Below are 21,366 nucleotides of genomic sequence, written 5' to 3' on the forward strand. Positions count from 1 at the left end.
TTAAAGTTATTCTAACATAGCGGCCTTTGGAGGTTAACTCTAGATATTTAACTAAGACCGGTACCGGTGTGCTACCTGCTAAAAATCTCTAAAGTAAAATGACCCAAACTCCTCTCTTTATTTAAACATGGTGGGACAGCTGCATATTGGGCATAAGATGCGTTATAATCGCGTCTCATTTTGAAACATCGAAAAATAAGGAGGAGGCTTCCCCCATGCGACGTGTGACATTGATCTTCCTAGTTTGTTTAATTACGACATTATGGGGTTGCGTTTATCATCCAAATATTCAACAAGGGAACATTATTACGGATAAAGATCTAGGTAACTTAGATACAGGAATGACAAAAGATCAGGTGCGGGCAGCGTTGGGTAATCCAGTGCTTGTCAATATTTTTTCTGATAACCGAATGGTGTATGTTTATACTTTCCAACCTGGCCATCGGCGAATGCAATCGACCCATTTAATTATTTATTTACACAATAATCATGTCACCAACTTTTGGACAGACAAAAACAAACCTATTGGCTGGGTAAATCTACCCAATCTTTAAATTATTTTGCTCTTGCAATCTTAGAAGACAAACGCTGAGCTCTCAATAAACGCGCTTGTTTTGGATCAATGAGGAGAGAACGGTAGATTTCAATTCGATCGCCATCCCCCACATTGCCATCAAGGGTGGTACGTTTACTGTAAACTCCTACGCAGACTTGGGCCAAATTAATTTCCGGAAATTGCTTCAAAATACCTGAGCGCTTGATTGCTATAGCTACAGTACAGTTTTCTTCAACTTCCAGAGGAATCTCCACTTGTTTTTTTGGCGTAGCGTAACAAATACTAATCTTAATCATGATTTTTTTCCATAAATAATATCAGCACGTTTACAAAAGGCATCAACTAGCATAGTGGCAACTTGGTTGAATAAGGGACCAAACATCAAGGCAAGCCACCGTGAGGAAAACTCAAATTCTAAATCTAACAACACTCTACAACCCCCTTTCTCCAAAGCTTTAAACTGCCAAAAACCTTCGAGTTGTCGGAAGGGTCCGTTCACTAAACGTATTTCCACCATTTTGTGAGGTTGTAGGCGGTTTAAGGTAGTGAACGATTTATTGAGCCCACCTTTTGAAAATGACAACGTTGCTCGTATTTCATCGTCCGTACGACTATTGATTTGACTATCGCTACAAAAGGGAACAAACTTCGGGTAGGATTCAATATCACTTATTAGTTTGTACATTTCTTTTTTCCCATAGGGTACTACTTTACTTTTATTGATATCAGGCATACCGTTCCGATAATATAGCCAACGCCATGAACAAGCAAATCACAAAAAAATCTGGGCCCCGCATTATTGCTTTAAATAAAAAGGCGCTCCATGATTATCATATTGAGCAGCGATTAGAAGCGGGATTAGTCCTAGAGGGTTGGGAAGTCAAAAGTATTCGGGTTGGACGGGTTCAGTTACAGGATGGTTATGTCATTTTTAAAGCTGGAGAAGCTTGGTTAATCGGAGCTCACTTCTCTCCTCTTCCTAATGTGGCCGACTACATGAAACCCGATCCTCAACGATTTCGTAAATTACTTTTAAGTAAGTGCGAAATTGGCAAGCTATTTGGCGCAGTTCAAAAAGAGGGGCTTACCGTTGTGCCTTTGGATCTTCATTGGCATAAAAATCATGTTAAGGCCGAAATTGCTCTGGCTAAAGGTAAAAAAATCCATGATAAACGGGAAACGATTAAACGTCGGGAATGGGAACGTGAAAAGCATCGGGTGTTTAAGTCTCATGGATAAGTGTTTTTCTTTTCCACATCTCCGTCCGTGATTACATGTGACCAGATAACGGAACCCGCTTTTCAGGGCGAATATACCGCCCTGGCAGACAGGGGAACTTACCTTTGCCGTCAATGTGATTTGGCACTCTTTCGTTCAGAGAATAAATTTCACTCTGGCTGCGGCGTCTAACCGAGCTTCGACGAACCTCACCATTGCAGGAACTGTAAAACGGCTGCCCGACTCTGATGGGAAGAGCACAGAAATTCGATGTCAACGATACGATGCGGATTTGAGCCATGTCTTTGAAGGAGAAGCCTTCACGCCAAAAAATACCCATCATTGCGTTAATTCGTTGAGTTTGGATTTTGTTATTGATAATCAAGTTCGCGATACAAAAGAAGGGATTTTAGCAGGCGGTTGTTTTTGGGGAGTTGATTATTATTTCAAACAACTGCCGGGGGGTTAAAAACAGAGGTAGGCTATACAGGCGGGGGAGATGAAGAAACTGATTTATTGAGGCCGTTTGCGAAGGAACGACAGGACATGTGGAAGCTATTCGTGTTTTATATGATCTTATATGATCGCCAACGAATTAATTACGATAAAGTTATCAGGTATTTCTTTAAAATTCATAACCCGACGCAAACGAACGGACAAGGCCCTGATATTGGAGAGCAATACGAGAGTGTTATTTTTTATTACGATAATCAAGAAAAACAAATTCCCGAAACAGCCATAAACCAGTTGATAGCAAAAGGTTACCCTGTTGCCACTCGCCTCGTTCCCGTTAGCACTTTTTAGCGAGCTGAAGAGTACCATCAAGACTATTACGTACGGCAAGACCGGGAAAGAACCTTACTGTCATTAGCATGTGAAACGATTTTAACTGGCTTTACGATACCCTCCTGTCTAATCTATAATATTAAGAGATAATAAGAGATAAGTCCGGGGGCGACCAGGCTTAGACGTGAATCCTGAAACCTGAGACGCATGCCGAGCCGGCAACGGAGGCTCGTAAATCCATCAGTTGCAATTGTATATCTGCAAACGATACACAATACGCTGTAGCTGCCTAATAACGCGGCCTCCCATTGTCAGGATTGGCTTGTAGATTCTGTCTAATGGTCATATTTTATAAGCTCGCTTTCAAGCATGGCCCATGACTTGGAAGTTAAACTTCAGGGCTCGCTGTCAATCTCCCCTGCACGTCGGATGGTTGTCAGCTAAATAATAGACGATGCTAAGCATGTAGGGTCAAAGGCGTATGATTTACGGACGCGGGTTCAATTCCCGCCGCCTCCACCATTTAATGCAATGTCTCACATTAAAAATTACCGATTCCTTCTTAGAATGTCTAAATAACGTTGGTAGATATAAATTTTATAACGTTCTTTCCCTGTAATTTCTTTGGCAATACCTAATGTTTCTAAATGTTTGATGGATTTTGTTGTGGTAGGAATAGTGATATTGCAATGCGCTGAAATTTTTTCAATATCCGTCACAGAATGCTTTTCTAAATAATGATGCACTAATAATGCAGAAGCGGCTGGTCTACCTAGATCTTGAATTTTTTGGTGATCTTCCGTAAAAAGTTCAATGATATCTTTTGTATTTTTTACAGCTTTATTGGCTGTCTCAATCACACCTTCTAAGAAAAATCGAATCCACGATTCCCAATCACCTGTTTCTCGAACACTTTGTAAATAATCATAGTGTACTGCTCGCAATATGTTTTAAAATACAAGCTTAAATAGAGCAGTGGTTTATTTAATAATCCTTCTACATATAAAATAAAGGTAATTAGTAATCGCCCTAAACAGCCATTAACATCTATAAAAAGGGATGAATAGTTTCAAACTGCACATGAACTAATGCAGCTTTGACTAATGTAGGTAAAAACTGTTTTTCGTCATGCAAAAATAACTCAAATTCTCCCATTAATTCGATGAATTTTTCAGGCCACGGGGGACAAACGTAGCATTACCCGGTCGTGTGCTTGCTAATCCAGTTTTAAGAGGGACGAAATTCACCAGGTTGTTTGACACTGCCCCTACCTTTACTTAATAAAATTTCATGAATTTCTTTTATCAAATTCAAACTCAGTGGAAAGCCTTCACTTAAACATTTAAGGCCGTACTCCATAGCGGCCACATAATTTGAAATCTCAATGACATCGTATTCTGGCACACCCAGGCACTTTTCCATTTTCATACATCAGCAAATCCGACAATGAGGATTGAGTTCCTTCAATTTGAAAAGAAAGCACGGCTTCCTTTCGAATATATATGTAAAGGAATAATTCTATAATTTAGTAAAATGTTCCCAATGCCATCAAACCGCCCAATGGCGAGATTGGCTCGATCTAACAAGGGGTAGATCAGCTCCAGTTGCAGCTCAGGTTTCGGTGGTAAGGGCTTTGGAATATAAGCAAAGGAGCTCTCCCCGCCATAAATGATTTAACTCTTTGTCCAATTCTCGTTCTTTTATGTTCATGAATCGTGATTATTAATTAAACTTTAAAATCAAAATCCTTTAACTAATTAACATTCTAACTAAAAAGCTTAATTAGTAAGATCTAATTAAAGGAAAATGTTCTCCCATACTTCACACAAAAATCACAGCCCATCCTCGATGGGATCATTTTTTTGTATTTTTTAAATATTTTCATTAATATTTTCTTGTTCCTTAGCGGGTTGTTGTTCTTTCAAAAATCCAGAAAAGAAAGAGGAAACATTGTCCAAATAGACAGAGGTTAGATTTGAAGTAGATTTATCTTACAGAAATCGCTTTTCTCTAGAAAAACAGAAGAAAAGCAACGAATAACTGCTATTCAACAATTTAGAATAAACAGTTTTAGAAAGTAGCCTTTCTTCCGAATAAACCATTCGACTCATTCTTAGCCCAGGAACCCAGTAGTTGCCTTTCGCTCTCCGCATCACCCGGTAAAATAAAAGCTCTAGCTAGACATCTTGGATAATTCATCTTTGCTTTCTAAAAAATTTTATTTGCTAGTTGTAATATGAGACTTTGATTAGCGATTTTTTTTCTACCAGTATTTCTAGTAATTTTTTACTTGTCAATAATTCCAACATTTTAAGTAAAACACATCTCTTTCTTTTAATTGGAATAATACCCGCGTTAGATAAATAATGTGTACTATCGATAAATAATGTGTACTATCTTTCAGAAGATATATTGCCTTATCTTTTTCTAAAACGACGTCTTCTAATTCTGAATAGATAAATTCTAAACGTTATGCTTCATCTGTTATAAGATTACGAAATTAAATATCAAAAAAGCTTGGCGAAAATGTTACTTTCTACGTGTAATGCTAAAAAAATTCTCTCAGCTCCTCTATTAATTCTGCATCTTCACTCTTAAAGATTGATAAGAACTGATTTTAAAAAGACTCAGTTGATAAAGGTATTCATTAAAAATTCTCAAAAAATTTTTCTATTTCCTGCACCGTGCAACGTTGCACCAATTCTTCACCACTATATAAAAATTCTTCTATCGGTATATTGGAATCGAGCTTTTCATCCAAGAAAATATTTTCCTTCACAAGCCGTTGTCGTAATATCCCAGAATTGACAGACCTACCTTCCTCATAAACTCCATATACCAAACGATGCGGCGCACTTGAGATAGTTCCTTGAAACATAATTTTATTCGATAAATAAACAGTAGCGCCCCTATGCAGTCTGTTGACAGCGGAGTTGCGCCGAATACAGGCTCCCTAATACAGGCTCCCTATTCTTTCTAGGCGACATCTAAATCATCTATTCCAATAAGAGGGTGTGTAGGATATCATGAATTGTCATACGATGTTTTTGAAAGGGCTATCTCTCATTAGTGGAATCACCAAAATGGTCATCGCCCAAATAATGCGCCTCAAAAGCTTCAATTTTAGGATTCAAATAAACAATTTTTGCTGCAAGATCAGCAAAGCTACACGTCTCGTCCAGACTGGATACGAATACGCCAAACATTGACTTCAAGTCTTTTAGCCACCTGAACTAAAAATTTATTAAAAATTCTTCTAAAGGTAGGACTAGAACTATATATCATATCGTAAAATTCTCCTATATTGAGTCCTATATCTTCTGAATCTCCTGTCACTTTAAAATATTTCTAAAATTCCTCCAGGAAATTACGATGTATGATATAGTCATCTACCCCATCCATTACTGCTAGTATTTCTTTAACAGTATGCCGTTGCTTCAATTCAGCTTCGGATAAAAGTTCAACAAAGGTATCATACCGTCCACCTCCTTTTAGGGCTGAAGCAGCGTACTGTACAGTCTCATTATTAATATAAAAATCAACGGCTTAAGATAATCCACACGACCTGTCTTAAGATTGATTTCACGGTAATAGCCTCCTTGAGGTTTAACCACCGTATATCGTCCATCCTCTGAAAAGTAAACAATTATGTATTCTCCTTGTACAACAGGAATGGAAATTTCAGAGAACAACTCGGCAAAAGGAAGATAAAGTTCTTCCAGTGGGGCATTTAGTGAACTCACCGTCATTCTTTTTCTTACCTAGAGCGAGCTGGCGGCGAGACTCTCCCTCACTAACGCAGAACCTGCTACTTCTTCAGCTCCTTTAGATGCTAATAGTCCAGCGCCAAACCACACATCCAACGAAAGAAAAGTACCTCCCAATAGAACTTCTTTCCAATTTTTATCTTTAACACCATCGACCATCGTTTCGATAGGAGCGATTACCGGCAACTACTAATAGGACCATTCTTTAACCGGCTGCAACCACGTTTGATGGCCTTGCGTTTCGTTTTTATATTTTCCAAAAAGGCGCTTTACTTCTTGCTCCAGATTAGCAGGGGTGACTTTCACATCCTGCGATTCCAAGGACTGCGTTGCTTTTTCCCAAATCCAAGGATCGCTGGTTAAACGATCAACAAGATCATCTATAAAAGCTTTTTCTTTTTTCTGCAATTCAGATTTAGACTCTAAACGTTGGTTATTAAAAAAAATCTAATTCTCGATGGGGGTGTGGCTGATATCATTCTCATTAGCTTTCATCAAAAATTTATCAATCATATTCCTTCGATATTTGAAAGCAGCCAGGACTAGCTTACCCTTTCAAATTCGTTAGCTAAATAATTCAATAAAAATTTTACCTTTTTCTTCTAGTTTTCAGCTTCAATAAGGATACTTCTGAAGTAAGTCAAATGCAGCGCTAAAAATATTTTCGGATAAAAATGACAATTATTACTATTTTTTTTCTAAACTTTTTCTTCTTTCATAAAAAATTGAATTAATTATTTCTTATCTTTAAAAATGAAATAATATTCGAAGATAGTGATAACGAAAAATAGGAATTAGAGAGAAAGCCATCGAATACCATAAGCTGTCAACTTCATACTGAGTGCTTTCTCCTATTCGCTCAAAAGCTTCTTGAAGAAAATCGCGGTTCTATACTGGCGTTAATTTTTAATAATCCGCTATTCTTTCTAATTCTAGGTGTGTCTTATTCAAAAATAAGACAATCAATTTTTAGCATTCTTAAAAGAAAAGCTATCGAAATAAATATCCTTGCTTTTATTCACATCGCCATTAAGTTAAAATAATTGATAAACTATTTTTTATTTTTGATACACCAAATTTAATGCTGCTAAATAAAACAAACGCAATTTAAACCAAAAATGCAATTTATTTAAGAAAAGTTTACTGCTCACCCGAATGTCATTAAATACATTGTTATTTTGCAATCAATTCAAAATCGAAAAAGTCTCAACCAAAAATCAAAGATAAGAGATTTTTTTAATCTCGAATTAAGGCGCTGTCTCAAAGAAAGCTGCCTTTGAGAAAGGCTGATTGTTATATATTAAAACTGTCTTTAATAATTTTAAAAGATAGCCTTTTAACGCATCCACTTTCTCAAAATTAACCCATTGCGAGTTCTCTTTTAATTTATAAAGACGTATTTCTTCCAAAAAAAATGAAAGCGTCAAAAGTTCCTCATCTTAAAATAAGGAAATCGTGTAACTGTAGACTGTATTATATTCTGATTCGGGATGAAGATCAATGTAAGCAAAAATCGCTAAGTTTATCAAGTCCACTTTTATAAAACGTCAGTAGGTGGACTTATTTAAGGGCTAAAATTAATTTATTAGTCAATCACATAAATTTAGATCCACATTAAAAAAATAATTGAAGTCAATTATTTAATTCTTTATACAAAATTTTTAGAGTACAGTAGAATTCTGATTCTCTAAAAGTTTATTGCATTACGCTCTTTACTTTCTTTTTCAGAGATGACGTCTACCAATTTCAAAGGAAAAAGCTAATTAAATGCTCAGGAAATTTTGTTGCTAAAAGCAAAGGAAGAAGAGAGTTATTTTTTTATTTTTGAGGGAGTGTTGAAGGAGGTAATCCTCTCATAAAATTAAAAAATTTATAGTTATAAAATCGAATGTGGTCATAATTTATATACTTTTTTGTAAATTAAAAATTTCATTATACATAATTTATTTTATTACTACTTGAATTGATAAAAAATATAAAAAAATTATCAGAAAAAATACATTAATTTTAAAAAATTTAAAAAAAATAAAGAGTTAATTAAAATAAAGAGGACAAAATATAGATTATATTATGAATAATAATTTTTTTAGATACAAGCTCTCATACTACTATATATAATTATACAATCTTCTTATATCGAAATTTCCGCTTATTAAGATCACCCTAACCCAAACATCCTTTATATCTACTATTTTATTTAAAATAGCGGAACGCCAAAACAACCTGTTAGTTCTACAATAATTTTTATCCTTTCAAAAAAAATTTATTTATTTACATAATTGATCATCACTTACCTTTACAATATCTTTTAAAATTTTAATTAAAATAGTAAAATTAATTGGACAATAAATTGAATTTGTACTCCATCTGAAATAGTTTTAGACGTTTCTATATTAAAAAATTTCTCGTTCAAAAGAAAATATTGTGCATGATTACCTACTTCAGATTCTACATCAATTATAATGCAATTAGGTGATAAATAAGCTTCAGTAATATCAGATCCTGAAATAAGCCCACCCTCACCTACAGGTACGAAAAAATAATCCAATTGTCCTATTTCCTCAAAGAATTCTTTTTCTAGAGTACTTTAACAAGCAACGATGTCTTTATGATTATAGGATGGAATTAATACTAAGTTGTTTTATTTCATTAAATCTTATGAAATTTTTTCTCAGATAGAATTAGTTTTGTCATAAAAAACAATCTCAGCCTCATAATAAAGAGTTTCAGATAATTTTACAGATTGTACCTCATTTTAAGTTACAATCGTCACAAAAACTTTTAAAAGATTTGTAGATAATGCTACAGTTTCTACATGATTACCTGATAAAAATGCAAAAATACCATTTTCTTTTATGCACTTTTTTAATTGAGAAATTGAATTATATACGCCACTAAACTTAAACGTGCCTCTTCTTTGAAAATTTTTACATTTAGAAAATAATTTAGAATTTATTTTCTCATTTATTTAATGAGATATGAATACTAGTGTTCAGTGAGAAATGCTCTCTAATCTTAAAGATACGTAGTGGATATCATTTTAAATCACTGCCAAGTTCGTTGCTTGCATTATTTATTTTCTATAGTCGAGTAAGAAGTCAATACAGTTATTCTATTTTATAATACCATAATCCTTTATAAATCGATTACTAAAGTCAGGAGAATCTTTGAAACTTCTCGACAGAAGTTAAATAGAAAGGCTTATATTATTTCAATGTTTTAAAGTCTTCACATAAAATTGAATAAGTCATCATTGACAACAAGAAAAATAGCTGATATTTCGACTATAGTTCAGAGAACGTACATGGTTTCATTCTCTTTTAAAAATCATTGCATCTCATAGTAGCTTTTTAAATTAGGCTCGTATAATTTTTTAATAATGCTCTGCTGCATTAGCACATTAACTCTAATAACATTGGTTGAAATGAGGGAATATTTAATTTCATTTAAGAATACATCCTATTTATACTTCTCACGGGGAAGTGCGATGATACCTCAAAAAAAAAGATATTTTTATTCTTCAGGAGTAATAAACAATTTAATATCGGAAGCACAGTCGATCAAACCTAAATAGTACAAATAATTTTCTGAAAATTCTAAATTTTTTCCTTTAATGGATTAGCATCTAACAATAATATGGAAGCATTAATTTTTCCACTCAGGATAACTAACGGCAGAAATAAATCCTTTAAAACAATGTAATATATTTTTTCTATTCTGATAAAACTAATCGACATGATAAAACGTTCCTTCGATAAATTTTTCTGCTTCGAAAGGAATATCTAAAATAGTATTGCTAAAAATTAATTTTTTTAAATTCAGAATAATTATTTATTTTTTAATTTAAAACACTTCCTGCTCCTGTTTAGAGTTTTATCACAAATATTAAAAATACTTTTTCAATAAAGTTCTAATAGAAGTCTTTAATATTATAAAAATAATCAGAAAAATTAATGGTTTCATATTTAGAAACTGTGATATTATCTGAATTAAGACTATATTTCATTAAAAATTTATCATAATAAGATAAAAGCGATCATAACTTTGACAAAGAATTCCATAAAAATTAAGTATTTTTCTTGATAATGGAAAATTAAAATTATTATAACAAATAATATTATTTTTTTATGATCGACTAATTTAATTTCTTCTTCTAATTTTTTTTAATCTCATTTTTATCAAATGAGATAAATGAACTTATTTTATTTTTAGTACTTCCTTTAAACACAGTATCTTATAAAAATATTTCTTAATAAATTTGGAAAATTTCTGATAGTAATAATTTAATAATAGGGTAATGAATCAATTAGATTCCTGATCTCGAAATTCTTTCCATGAAAATTCATCATAATGCTAATGATTTAAAAAATAATTATTTTCATATCCTTATACTTTTTCCATTTATTTAAGATAACATAAAAACAAAATAATATTAAATATTTTAATTAGAAAAAGAATAAATCTTTTTTTTAAATTACATTGTTTCCTCAATAAAAATAAAAATTCTAAAATCATATATAACGTCAGAAGAAATAAGGAAAAATGAAAAGCAGATAAGCTAAATAAAGGCGCACAGTTTCTCATCTTACCATGCTAAAAAAGTCAAATAATTTTTCTACTAATTCTTGAGAAAATGAACCCAATAAAACATTTCCAGTTAATAATAACTATGACTGAAGCCGAAATCTATACGGAATTTAAGTCTTTTCCTACCATAAATCCATGAATAAACACACCAGTACTAAATCCAAATAAAAATAAAGAAACACTTTAAAACAAAATTGAAAAACTGGATAAGTAAATATAAAAAAAGCAATGAGACTAAGAAGAGAGCGAGTCTACTTGATATAATAGTGAAATAGCTATTTAATCAGACATAAAGCTAACCAAAAAAGATGAACCTACATCTTCTAGTCCTAAAAAAATATATGAAATTACTAAAACTACTTTAAGTCTATCTAAATGAAATAGTGTTTGTTCAAACGCTGTCTCCCGAAAACCACCTAACACCGCTAATGTCGAAAAGTCAGTCCACTATACAGAAGAGAATTTAAAAACTAATTACATTTTTTAACAACAAAACGAAATCGCTCATTTTCATATTACAGCGATCATTTCTTTTTTAAACTGTTTTGGCTTAAAACCACGAGGCTATCATTTTTTTAAACAACTAAGTATCGCAAAAGAAACGCCTATCCTTATTATTAACTCACGTGCTAGCAAATAAGAATTCAATGTTTCTAGATGAGATGTGCGAAAACAAGGGCTTCTCCTTCGCACAATGTATTAGCTCTTGCTATAAATAATCGTGGATTATATAGTGATCTAAAAAGTTCTGACTAAAAGTTTCTCCCATAAATAAGAATAAAAAAAGAAGTATATAGATTTTCCAAGAGAATACTCTTTAAGTGGAACTAGCGTATAAGCTTTTCGACTATCATAATATGGGAAATTTTCAATACGTATTTATAAAATAAAAATAACGCACATAATCTTAAGAAAAATCAGGAATAAAAAAATTAAGACTTTGTCTGTTCTCTATTTTTTTAATTGTTTATAACAGATGCTATAAAGATAAATTAATGATTAATTTTATACTATAATTAATGATAGATATTTCTAATTCATTTAAATGTTAATTTAGATATTTTAGTATACTCTATGTCATTTATATCTTTTTTTAATAGGAAGGAATATTAAGATTTTGTTTAGGTGTTATCGTTTCCTTAATAGTTATTCTCTCTAGTAGATTTTATTTTGTTCATCTTATTAATCAAATAGAACAGTTTATAAAAAAATTTTTGTTTCTATTAGTCTTCTTATATGTTCTAACTCTTTTATAAATTTTTCTTGGTATGACTATTTAAGAAATTTTTCTTCTAAACTAATAATATTTTTCATTATTATCAGGTCTATTTATTTACTTTTTTTTGAATATATGTTTCAGGTGCTAGAAAATCAAATTAGTTTTAATAATACAAATTTAAATTTAACGCAATTAAAAATCATTTAAGAAATTATTACTCTTTCCATTTTTATCACTTTTTCTATTTATTATATGAAGAAAAGTTATCTCTAATTTTTTAGAGGCTAGATTATGTTCTACTGGGAGCGTATTTTTTATATTCAAAAATACTAATTAATATTATCTCGTAATCGAATGAATTGACTTAAATTTCCCATTTTCTAAAATTAAACTAATGTATAGAATATTCTCATGGTTAAAAAAATTCCATTTTTAATTAAACTTCTTTTGATTTTTTCTTTCAAATCCGATTTCAGATTTTCTAAAGCATTCACTTGTAGAATTTTTTTAAACTACCATTCTCTCATACTATTTTAGCATGTACCAATCAAATATTATTTATTCGTCTTATTTCAATTCAAAGAAATAGGAAAAATCATAACTTCGAATTATACAGAATATAAATATCTTTTTACCTCTCTTCATGGCCAAACCTAACAACCAAAGACATAATTTCTTCTAATGTTTTAACACATGAATTAGATATCTATATTCTAAAGACAAGAAACTTTCTTCCAACAAGTCAATTTTATATATTAGAGGCAGAATTAAAATTTATAAACAACCGAAAATGATAATCCTGAACTCATACTTAGCTAACTTATTAAACATACTATTGTCGTTGTTTTCAAGGATATTCATAATCAATATTTAAAATATTAATGGAAAAAATTTAAAAGAAAATAAAATTATTGTATTTTCATGGAATCAATTTATATTAAATCCGAACCTATTTTATTAATCCATTGAATATTCTAATGGCCGTAGGATCATCAGAAGCGATTACTATGAATCAATAAAAACTTTTAATAATAGGTATTTATATTAAAAATTTTATAATAATGGGTGCTTAAAAACGCGGTTGATGCTTAACTAGATTTCTTAATAAGAGTCATTTCTATTATACCTATTGTCGCCGATATATTACAAAGGAACAAATTCCTCACATATATAAAACTTATGCTCACCACTGGCTACTGGCCTTAATTAATTATTGCAAAGAAAACATTCCAAAATTTTTCAATTCTAAAAATCCATTTTATTAAAATTACTTAAAAAATTAATATAAATTGAGGATTTGTTTTCTTATTTTCTGACCAATTTTATTTTGAAAAATTAGCCACTCTACCTAAATATATCGTTAACTCAAGCGGCAATGATTTTTTCCTACCATATGCTTCTAGTTTTTATTTCAAAGAATTACCTGAACAGAAACTATTATTTTATATTGCTAATTCAAGATACTTTATTAATAAATAATTACAGGAACTGCTAATATTCTCTTCTTTTCTTGATTTTTATGAACGAATTATTAGTCATTTTCCTCTTCCGTCCTTAGAATGGAAAAAGAACCAGAAAGGAATGGAATAGAATTCAGTATTTATAGAAGCTAATTTTATAGGACTCCATGTAACTACTCCTATCTTCATTTTTTCCCAGACATACCCTAAAGAAAATCAAATTATGCCACAACATGATATGTGCAGACTTATTGAGGTACTAAATTTTAAATTCTAACAAATAGATACCTCTTCTAGAACACAAAATTAGTCTATAATTTAAATTGAAAGTAATTCTTCATGAAATTATATGAAGGGTCGACAAAAAAGAAGTTTCTTTATAACAATGTGCTACTTGTATAACTGAGAGGTTTTCAAATCGGAAGCCTTATCAGTAAAAGGCGCTAATTATATTCGCTATTTCTGCAGCTCCAAGTATCTTGAATCTTGTCAAAAAAGAAACTTACAGATAGAGTAAGAATTAAAAAATTTTTCTTTCAACAGATTAACAAAACTTTGGATTATTTATAAATCTAACTGAAATGAATCACTTAATTAATTACAGCAATTTAAACATGATATCTCTTTAAGACACTGCTAAATAAAAATAGGTGTAGGATTGAGTAAAACCCAATTTGACTAAATAATACATTATTTTATTAGTACGTGTAAGAGTTCTTCTAGAAAGATAACATCAGGGTATTCTAATTTAATTTTAAAAATCAATAACTCCAAGAAAAAAAGAAGGGGTTAGTGTAGGTATTATCTACTCGAAAAATTTTGATTCCTTCCTTGATCTAAAATAATATTTTTTTCTATTCTTGCTATAAAGATTTCTAATCCTTGGTATCAAAATAAAAAGGATAAATGTCTTCATATTTTTAGGACGATTTTCGACATATTGAAGGCTTCTATCCAGATGGATTTTGAACCATTGAGGGTGCCCTTTTAAAATAAGGATGATGAGGACTGCATTGTAAGGCAAAATCGAATGCTATCATTAAATTAAGTTGCCTTGGCTGCTTAACTAAATTTTTAAAATCTTGTAAAGTCCAAGTTTGGGATGAATAACCATATGATCCTCCCCTCTTTTTTTTCACTCCCGATGGCCCATGGGCTTCCTGGGTGGGTGGACGCAGCCCTTAGAGCATTATTTTTTCCTTTGCGATTTGAATGAGCAATTGGATAGATAGGCAGGAAATAAATTACATCAAATTCTATAGCTTTGATTCGAGGCAACTACCTAACAACATCTTTAAATAAACTATGCTTAAATTTACTATTTTTTTGAATTGCGGGACTGAAGAAAGAATTCATACTATGCACTGAAGTTAGCCTGTAAGGGATCTACAATCACCACTAATTCTTTTTGATAGCGAGTAATCGCCAAAGGACGGAAGTTTTTTTCCATTAATGATGATAGTTACTCTTCAAAAATTGATTTCAGAATTTTGGAGTGAGTGGCTGATTTTTTTAACTGATATTAGTAAGTAGGCTAGCAATTGTTTTTCCATCCGGAATAGCATTTAAAATTTCTTGATCAATAAGTTCTAAACCTATCTGAATGTCAATATTATCTTTGTTTGGCTTCAATCTTTTTTTCAAATCATTACCCCACATGCGAAAATCATAAATCCACGCTTTTAGGACGTAATAATAAATACCTATTTTTTGAGACAGGAAAAATAGCATAGCAACGAACATTTTCTAGCAGATTTAAGGGTATACGATGCCCTTTATTTTTGGAATCATGTTTGAATCATAAAAATCGCTTTATTTCTACATGCTCTTCTGAAAATATGCCCGCTTCAACCCGTACCTCTTCCCCTATACAGCTCTTTAATAACAAACCCTCCACAATCGATTTCAGAATAAACGCTATTAATTGACTACCCACGGCTGTTCTTCGGTAATGGTAAGCAAATGTTTGGAAAGCACTTTAACACTAAATATTATCTGCTACAGCATCTCCTTACCTAATCCCATGAGCTGCTAAATTTAAGTAGTTTAAATTTAAACTAACCTATCGTTTTACAATCAAGGACTCTAATCCTTAACGAATAGGATTTCATCGACAAAACGAAATCCATATTGGAAAATCCCTATCTTCCTCAAGTTGGAAAATCCCTATCTTCCTCAAGAAGGTATAGCAAAACGTTCTTATCTTTTCCTATGACTATGCCCCATCTTATTAAATTAACAAAGGTGGCTACTAAATTGCACAAAAAAATGTTTATTTTAGATATTTTTTTTACGAATGATATAATTAAGAATGTTTTAAATGGGATATTTTTAAAAAAAATCAATAAGTTAAGTAATTCTTATGGCAATAATAGTATCTACACCTCCATAAGAATTCTTAATGCCCACTTAACCCAATTATTGATGCCAACCCTCGAAAGAAACATCAAATCATCAATTAGCAGCACAGTTAAGATACTTGAGCTAAAATGAAGACTACATTAAACAAATTTCCCAAGTTCCAAAAATCCCTACCGTTGTCAACAGGATCGTAATTTTGCTTTTCGCTCTGAAGCTTAGGGTTTATCAAATGAAATATTGTTTCCAGAAAAAAACAAAAGGGGTGTGCTAAATGATTGAGAAAACTAAGGTAATGGTTCAATTTTATTTAGAACCTTTTCTTTTTAAGAAATGCAATTAATTCAAGAATAGCCATTTGATTTTATCAGCTAATATGATAGCTATATGAAGTAACGATAGCTTGGACAGCTTCCGGATTTGCTAACGTTGAAATATCTCCGAGACTATCAACTTCCCCATTTACTATTTTACGTAAAATACGTCTCATGATTTTTCCTGACCGAGTCTTAGGAAAGTCTTTGGCTCATTGAATGCGGTCTGGGTGTTGCGATGGGGCTAATTTTTTGCGAACTAAATTAATTAATTCTCTCGATAAGCAATCATCAGGAACTATTCCAAATTTGGGCATCACAAAAGCAAAAATACCTTGGCCTTTAATTTCATGGGGAAAACCAACTACCGCAGCTTCTGCAATATCGGAATGCGCCATTAAAGCGCCTTCTATCTCAGATATATCCAATCGATGTCCGGATATGTTGATCACATCATCGATACCCCCACTAATCTAATAAAAATCACCCCGATCTCGGTGAGCTCCATCGCCCATATAATACATCCCCAGGATATTGAAAAAATACGGCGCTTTCTAGCGTTCTGGATCTCCATAAATAGTTTGCATTTACCCCTCTCCCCCCTAGCCAGCTAGCCAGGGCTGAGTAATTAAGATGCCTGATGCTTCTCCTTTCTTACTCCAAAAAAAGCAATCTCGCAGATCCAAGTTTTAAAGGCGTGACTCCCAGAAAAGGGGCAATCATAATACCGCCGGTTTCTGTTTGCCACCATGTGTCGACAATTAGGACAACGTTTTTCTCCAATGATATTATAATACCAAAGCCAAGCTTCTGGATCAATGAGCTCGCCTACCGTGCCTAAAAGCTTTAAGGTCTGACAGCTTGTGTGTTTAACAACCTCCTCTCCTTCTCACATTAATGCTCGAATCGCTGTTGGAGCCGTATAAAAAATATTTACCCCATGTATTATCAATCACTTCCCAATAACGAGACAATAACGAGACAATAACGAGACAATAACGAGACAATAACGAGACAATAACGAGACAATAACGAGACAATAACGAGACAATAACGAGACAATAACGAGAGGGGCCGGAGTAAGTCGGAACACCTGCAAACATTAGCGTTGTTGCTCCGCTGGCTAAATGAGCATAGACCAAATGTGAATGTCCCTGTCCCGTAATCCATCCGACATCGCCTGTACGCCAGAAAATATCATTTTTTTTGATAATTAAAAACTAATTGAAAAGGCATAGTTACATACAACAAATATTCTCCATGAGTATGCAATATTCCCTTTGGGTTTCCTGTCGAACCAGACGTATATAAAATAAAAAGTGGATCTGTAGCTTCCATAGGTTCCGCAGGACATTCAGGGGAGTTCGCTAGAAATCAAATTCCTATATTCAATATCCCAAATATTACTTTTTATCCGCTAACTTCGTCCGACTTACAACGATCACGTGCTTGACAGAAAGGCATTCATCAATAATTTCATCAACGTTAGTCTTTAAAGCGTATAATAGTTTTTTCCTCCTCGCTGATTAACGCACGCGGTTATAATGATAGAACATTCAGAATCGTTAATCCTCTTCTTTAAGCTCTCCGGAGAAAATCTCGCAAACACGACCGAATCTGCTCCGATACGCACGTAAGCCAACATTGCCACCACTGCTTCCGGTATCATAGGGATGTAAATACAAACACGGTCGCCCTTCGAAACACCTAATCTCTCTAGGCCGTTGGCAAAACAACGAACTTCTTCATACAACTCATGATAGGTTAAATTTCCCGACTGAGAGGGATCGTCCCCCTTCCCACATAATGCTAGTTTGATTAGCGCGCTCGGAGAGATGGCGATCAATACAATTCATGCAAGCATTCAATAATGCTCCCGGAAACGAACGAACATTATTTGTGAAAAATCACCCGTTAAGACTTGATCCCAGCGCCATGTCCAACTAATGTATTTTTCCGCTTGCTCTGCCCAAAAAATTTCTGGGTCTTGGATCGATTTTTGATAGAGAGTTTGATATTCATCGAAAGAAATTGGCACAGTGCTCGAATGGAAACAATCATGAAATATCTGAGACATTCATTTTCCTCTAATTGAATCTATATGATCATCAAGCTTATTTTAAAATTTCATTTAGAACTTCTGAAACATGGCCTTCTACTTTAACCTTGGACCAAATAGCGGAAACGTTACCCTTTTCATCAATAAGAAAGGTGGTACGTTCAATTCCTCTATATTTCTTTCCAAAACGATTTTTATCAACCATAACACCGTATCGTTCACATATAGCACCTTCTTTATCCGACAATAAAGGAAAGGGTAAATTATATTTTTTTTTAAAAGATTGATGGGTTTTAACGCTATCTTTTGAAATGCCAAGAACCGTTGCTCCTGCCTTAATTAAATCAAACCATACATCACGAAATCCACAGGCTTCTTTTGTGCATCCTGGAGTGTCATCCTTAGGATAAAAGTACAAAATAATTTTTTTCCCCTTCAGCTTTTTAAGCGACAACAATTCTCCTTCATCAGTTTGCAAAGTAAAATTAGGAGGCGGTTGTCCAATCTCAATAGGCATTTTAGTCTCATCTCACGAAATAAACTCAAAGTCAATTTACAATAGACGGTTCCATATCGCAAGTTATTAAACTGAATTTGTCAATTCGAAAGCATCAATTATTTTTTCAGCCAAAATTTGATTTTTTCCTATTCATTTCTTCATACTTGCGGATTAAATTCCGAAGCGAATCTGTTTCAATATGTTCAACGATATAAGACTTGCCTTGATTTAAAAATCCTATAAATATTTCTCTTTATAAATATTTCTCTTATTAAATTGGGATATACCCAAATCTAAAAAAAAAATCAAACACATAAAATTTTTTGCCGTTAATAATTTTTTCACGTGGGAAATTTTGAGATAAATTACTTAACTTTTTTCACAATTAAGAAGATCTTCAGAGAAAGTGCTCACCCCTACCCTCACAAAAGCTTAATAATAATATTCCTGTCTATCTTTAAGTAGTACTTCTTATATTTTGAAGCTGAATTTCCACATAAGTGTGTTGTTGCACATTATTGTCGTTATAAGTATCGATGCTCCACCCTCTGCCTACAAAATAAGCCATACTAAAATCCTTTTGGATCTTTCAAAGAGGAAGGATAGCCTTACCTTAAATTGATACTCCGGGTTAGAATAGGTCTTCCATTGGGCACTTAATCAAAAAGGAGCATACAGAAAAAAAGCATACAGGCTATCATCCAAATTTTTATTATTGTTCTCCTCTTTTAACTTCTCCTACTAAAACAGGCTCAAAGAAACAGAAAAAATAGCCAACAGAATTCATGAAATACTACTCCAGTTGGTAAATCCTTAATTATTTCATATAATTATAGAAATTTCATATAATTATAGAAAAACATAGCCAATCCAAATCTTTGAATTACGTTCACCGCCTAAACTCGAGGAGCTGTATGTTATTCGGTTATTCGGTTATTCGGTTATTCGGTTATTCGGTTATTCGGTTATTCGGTTATTCGGTTATTCGGTAATAAGATTTATCTGTCTACTTTAGAAAAAGAAAATTTGAAGTTCGTCCATGAATTAAATAATAACTTTTCGATTATGTCATACTGGTTTAAAGAGCCTTACGAATCATACATGGATCTAGAAGATCTGCATATTAAACACATTCATGATCAATCTAAAAGGCATTTTATTATTAAAGAGAAAGCAGATCTTAAAGTCGGACTGGTGGAGCTAATGGAAATTAATTTCATTCATTGACGTTGCGAATTTGCCATAATTATTTCACTAGGTCAAGAAGGGAAGGGCTATGCAACGGAAGCTACGCAACTTGCGATAAAATATTCATTCAATGTCCTTAATTTACATAAACTTTATCTTTTGGCCAATCTATTCCGTCCTGGTATGGTATCAATTGATAATAAGAAGACGGGAGCGCAGGCGCTAGACTTACATTTAAGTGGGGATAAATAAAGAAAAATTTATGAAACCGATCCAAAATTTTTTTGGTGGTAGTGAATATTGGTGGTAGTGAATAATATAATAAGGACATTATAACAAAAAAAACGCTGATTGAGCTCAGGTCAGCTCTGAGCTCAATCAGCGTTGAATGAAGAACCGCTACCAACGAAATTAAAGAGAGCTTTTCTTACGCGAACGGCCAATTTTTTTTTCAGCTTTAACGGACTTCGTAATGTTTTTTTTGCGTTTTGCTCTAGTTTTCATTGGTGTTTTTTTCTTCAGCATCGTATCTCGTCTTTTTGCCACTTTTTTACTTGATTTTCTTACCTTTGCCGATTCCTTTTTAACTTTTGCCTCAGCTTTTTTCAATCGCACCTTTATTTTTTTTACTGCCATTTCAGCTTTCTGAAGAGCAGTTGATTTTGTGGATTTTCTCATCTTACCTCCCTCCTTACTCTACCATTTCTTTTAATCGCTTGAGCGGGCGGATTTTAACAACATTTCGCGCTGGCTTAGCCTTAAAAGTCATCGGTTCACCCGTAAATGGATTAATTCCTTTACGCGCTTTTGTCGCTGCTTTCCGCTTAACGACACATTTAGCTAGGCCTGGAATAACAAATTCTCCTACCCCACCTTTTTTAAGATGAGCCTGTGCTAAATCAGCCAATGCCTCAAATACCCGGGTCACTTGTCTTTTAGTAAGATCCGTTATTTCAGCTACGTGAGCAAATACTTGAGTTTTCGTCATCCGATTTTTGACGGTTGATATTCTTGTTGTTCTAGATTTTCCAGATTTAGATTTTCGAGAAGTTTGTTTTTTTATTACCATGATTTTTTTCCTTTTAATAGAGTAGGAACAACAAATTGTAAGTAAATTTAAAAAAAAAAGGAAGTATATTTTTATTAATTCTGATTTGAATAATAAATTATAATCATAACAATAATCCTAAAATGGACATTTCCATCAAATGAGGGATCATCATACTTAAAAAATCAAAAATATATTTTTTTTAAATATAAAATATCAATCAGTAATACATAAATTTTAAAAATAAAAAAAGAATTAAATAGCTTACTCTAAAAATAGCTTACTCTATGAGCCCGCCTGAATCCCT

The 21,366-nt window shown here is 32.7% G+C and carries 27 protein-coding genes, 1 other RNA gene and 3 pseudogenes; 8 read left to right on the forward strand and 23 right to left on the reverse strand.

Features of this window, described 5'->3' with window-relative positions; all coding sequences use genetic code 11:
- The first annotated feature begins 215 nt into the window (after positions 1-215).
- Entirely contained in the window at positions 216-554 is a 339-nt protein-coding gene (locus tag CleRt_RS06100; protein WP_048875463.1) for an outer membrane protein assembly factor BamE, read from the forward strand.
- A 1-nt stretch (position 555) separates the two neighbouring features.
- Here CleRt_RS06100 and CleRt_RS06105 read toward each other — a convergent pair whose 3' ends face one another.
- Complete coding sequence (locus tag CleRt_RS06105) at positions 556-852, reverse strand: RnfH family protein (protein WP_048875464.1); 297 nt, start codon at positions 850-852, stop codon at positions 556-558.
- Complete coding sequence (locus CleRt_RS06110) at positions 849-1,289, reverse strand: type II toxin-antitoxin system RatA family toxin (RefSeq protein ID WP_048875465.1); 441 nt, start codon at positions 1,287-1,289, stop codon at positions 849-851. The genes CleRt_RS06105 and CleRt_RS06110 overlap by 4 nt, the downstream gene beginning before the upstream one ends.
- Positions 1,290-1,315: 26 nt before the next feature.
- Here CleRt_RS06110 and smpB point away from each other — a divergent pair, with 26 nt between their 5' ends.
- The 5 genes and pseudogenes from smpB (at position 1,316) to ssrA (ending at position 3,082) form a co-directional block, all read left to right on the forward strand.
- Positions 1,316-1,795: an SsrA-binding protein SmpB gene (gene smpB / locus CleRt_RS06115; RefSeq protein ID WP_048875466.1), complete on the forward strand. Its 480-nt coding sequence runs from the start codon at positions 1,316-1,318 to the stop codon at positions 1,793-1,795.
- Positions 1,796-1,822: 27 nt separating this feature from the next.
- The gene (locus tag CleRt_RS13470) at positions 1,823-1,966 is read left to right on the forward strand and encodes a peptide-methionine (R)-S-oxide reductase (protein WP_306686677.1); all 144 of its coding nucleotides are present in this window, start codon (positions 1,823-1,825) and stop codon (positions 1,964-1,966) included.
- The gene (locus CleRt_RS12240; protein ID WP_306686679.1) at positions 1,911-2,243 is read left to right on the forward strand and encodes a peptide-methionine (R)-S-oxide reductase; all 333 of its coding nucleotides are present in this window, start codon (positions 1,911-1,913) and stop codon (positions 2,241-2,243) included. The genes CleRt_RS13470 and CleRt_RS12240 overlap by 56 nt, the downstream gene beginning before the upstream one ends.
- Before the next feature lie 35 nt (positions 2,244-2,278).
- Positions 2,279-2,578 (forward strand): annotated as a pseudogene (locus CleRt_RS12245) (peptide-methionine (S)-S-oxide reductase); the annotation flags it as partial.
- A gap of 146 nt (positions 2,579-2,724) precedes the next feature.
- Positions 2,725-3,082: a transfer-messenger RNA gene (gene ssrA, locus CleRt_RS09235) on the forward strand.
- A 26-nt stretch (positions 3,083-3,108) separates the two neighbouring features.
- On the opposite strand, the gene CleRt_RS10750 is transcribed toward ssrA, so the two are convergent.
- From CleRt_RS10750 to CleRt_RS06150, 10 genes and pseudogenes are all read right to left on the reverse strand, one after another.
- Positions 3,109-3,504 carry a Fic family protein gene (locus tag CleRt_RS10750; protein ID WP_200899574.1) on the reverse strand — a complete coding sequence of 132 codons (396 nt, stop codon included), beginning with the start codon at positions 3,502-3,504 and terminating at the stop codon, positions 3,109-3,111.
- Positions 3,505-3,607: 103 nt separating this feature from the next.
- Positions 3,608-3,736: pseudogene (locus tag CleRt_RS14220) on the reverse strand (Fic family protein); the annotation flags it as partial.
- A gap of 51 nt (positions 3,737-3,787) precedes the next feature.
- On the reverse strand, positions 3,788-3,982 hold the full coding sequence (locus tag CleRt_RS12250) for a hypothetical protein (protein WP_235378922.1): 195 nt from the start codon (positions 3,980-3,982) through the stop codon (positions 3,788-3,790).
- Positions 3,942-4,043 (reverse strand): hypothetical protein, encoded by a 102-nt coding sequence (locus CleRt_RS14225; RefSeq protein WP_200899553.1) that lies wholly within the window; start codon positions 4,041-4,043, stop codon positions 3,942-3,944. The genes CleRt_RS12250 and CleRt_RS14225 overlap by 41 nt, the downstream gene beginning before the upstream one ends.
- 1,164 nt (positions 4,044-5,207) lie before the next feature.
- Complete coding sequence (locus tag CleRt_RS06130; RefSeq protein ID WP_048875467.1) at positions 5,208-5,438, reverse strand: hypothetical protein; 231 nt, start codon at positions 5,436-5,438, stop codon at positions 5,208-5,210.
- 178 nt (positions 5,439-5,616) lie between these two features.
- Entirely contained in the window at positions 5,617-5,766 is a 150-nt protein-coding gene (locus CleRt_RS10285; protein ID WP_157870879.1) for a hypothetical protein, read from the reverse strand.
- 285 nt (positions 5,767-6,051) lie between these two features.
- Complete coding sequence (locus CleRt_RS06135) at positions 6,052-6,303, reverse strand: hypothetical protein (protein ID WP_162198823.1); 252 nt, start codon at positions 6,301-6,303, stop codon at positions 6,052-6,054.
- Positions 6,304-6,321: 18 nt separating this feature from the next.
- Positions 6,322-6,513 carry a hypothetical protein gene (locus CleRt_RS06140; RefSeq protein WP_048875469.1) on the reverse strand — a complete coding sequence of 64 codons (192 nt, stop codon included), beginning with the start codon at positions 6,511-6,513 and terminating at the stop codon, positions 6,322-6,324.
- A gap of 3 nt (positions 6,514-6,516) precedes the next feature.
- On the reverse strand, positions 6,517-6,735 hold the full coding sequence (locus CleRt_RS06145; protein WP_048875470.1) for a hypothetical protein: 219 nt from the start codon (positions 6,733-6,735) through the stop codon (positions 6,517-6,519).
- A 1,912-nt stretch (positions 6,736-8,647) separates the two neighbouring features.
- The gene (locus tag CleRt_RS06150) at positions 8,648-8,875 is read right to left on the reverse strand and encodes a PALP domain-containing protein (RefSeq protein WP_048875471.1); all 228 of its coding nucleotides are present in this window, start codon (positions 8,873-8,875) and stop codon (positions 8,648-8,650) included.
- A 3,273-nt stretch (positions 8,876-12,148) separates the two neighbouring features.
- On the opposite strand from CleRt_RS06150, the gene CleRt_RS14230 reads away from it, so the two are divergent.
- Together CleRt_RS14230 and CleRt_RS14235 are read left to right on the forward strand one after the other, a co-directional pair.
- On the forward strand, positions 12,149-12,340 hold the full coding sequence (locus tag CleRt_RS14230) for a DMT family protein (RefSeq protein WP_371440263.1): 192 nt from the start codon (positions 12,149-12,151) through the stop codon (positions 12,338-12,340).
- Between the two features lie 1,125 nt (positions 12,341-13,465).
- Positions 13,466-13,612 (forward strand): annotated as a pseudogene (locus tag CleRt_RS14235) (PhoPQ-activated protein PqaA family protein); the annotation flags it as partial.
- 1,493 nt (positions 13,613-15,105) lie between these two features.
- Here the strand turns inward: CleRt_RS14235 and CleRt_RS06155 are convergent.
- From CleRt_RS06155 to CleRt_RS06190, 11 genes are all read right to left on the reverse strand, one after another.
- Positions 15,106-15,336: a hypothetical protein gene (locus CleRt_RS06155; RefSeq protein ID WP_048875472.1), complete on the reverse strand. Its 231-nt coding sequence runs from the start codon at positions 15,334-15,336 to the stop codon at positions 15,106-15,108.
- A gap of 55 nt (positions 15,337-15,391) precedes the next feature.
- Positions 15,392-15,529, reverse strand: coding sequence for a hypothetical protein (locus tag CleRt_RS10590; protein WP_162198824.1), 138 nt, complete (start codon positions 15,527-15,529; stop codon positions 15,392-15,394).
- A 789-nt stretch (positions 15,530-16,318) separates the two neighbouring features.
- Complete coding sequence (locus CleRt_RS10765) at positions 16,319-16,441, reverse strand: acetate--CoA ligase (protein ID WP_200899554.1); 123 nt, start codon at positions 16,439-16,441, stop codon at positions 16,319-16,321.
- Positions 16,442-16,477: 36 nt separating this feature from the next.
- The gene (locus CleRt_RS10770) at positions 16,478-16,717 is read right to left on the reverse strand and encodes an AMP-binding enzyme (protein WP_200899555.1); all 240 of its coding nucleotides are present in this window, start codon (positions 16,715-16,717) and stop codon (positions 16,478-16,480) included.
- Positions 16,718-17,134: 417 nt separating this feature from the next.
- Positions 17,135-17,368 (reverse strand): hypothetical protein, encoded by a 234-nt coding sequence (locus CleRt_RS12255; RefSeq protein ID WP_235378923.1) that lies wholly within the window; start codon positions 17,366-17,368, stop codon positions 17,135-17,137.
- Positions 17,369-17,462: 94 nt separating this feature from the next.
- Positions 17,463-17,603, reverse strand: coding sequence for an AMP-binding protein (locus tag CleRt_RS12260; protein WP_235378925.1), 141 nt, complete (start codon positions 17,601-17,603; stop codon positions 17,463-17,465).
- A gap of 154 nt (positions 17,604-17,757) precedes the next feature.
- Positions 17,758-18,111, reverse strand: coding sequence for an AMP-binding protein (locus CleRt_RS10780; RefSeq protein ID WP_053097917.1), 354 nt, complete (start codon positions 18,109-18,111; stop codon positions 17,758-17,760).
- An 18-nt stretch (positions 18,112-18,129) separates the two neighbouring features.
- Complete coding sequence (locus CleRt_RS10785) at positions 18,130-18,342, reverse strand: acetyl-coenzyme A synthetase N-terminal domain-containing protein (RefSeq protein WP_053097919.1); 213 nt, start codon at positions 18,340-18,342, stop codon at positions 18,130-18,132.
- A 37-nt stretch (positions 18,343-18,379) separates the two neighbouring features.
- A complete protein-coding gene (gene bcp, locus CleRt_RS06175; protein ID WP_048875474.1) occupies positions 18,380-18,841 on the reverse strand; it encodes a thioredoxin-dependent thiol peroxidase in 462 nt (153 codons plus the stop codon).
- A 1,581-nt stretch (positions 18,842-20,422) separates the two neighbouring features.
- Positions 20,423-20,647, reverse strand: coding sequence for a hypothetical protein (locus CleRt_RS06185; protein ID WP_235378926.1), 225 nt, complete (start codon positions 20,645-20,647; stop codon positions 20,423-20,425).
- A 55-nt stretch (positions 20,648-20,702) separates the two neighbouring features.
- The gene (locus CleRt_RS06190) at positions 20,703-21,080 is read right to left on the reverse strand and encodes an HU family DNA-binding protein (RefSeq protein WP_048875476.1); all 378 of its coding nucleotides are present in this window, start codon (positions 21,078-21,080) and stop codon (positions 20,703-20,705) included.
- Positions 21,081-21,366: the final 286 nt, after the last annotated feature.

The sequence above is a fragment of the Candidatus Coxiella mudrowiae genome (assembly GCA_001077715.1).
GTDB lineage: Bacteria > Pseudomonadota > Gammaproteobacteria > Coxiellales > Coxiellaceae > Coxiella > Coxiella mudrowiae.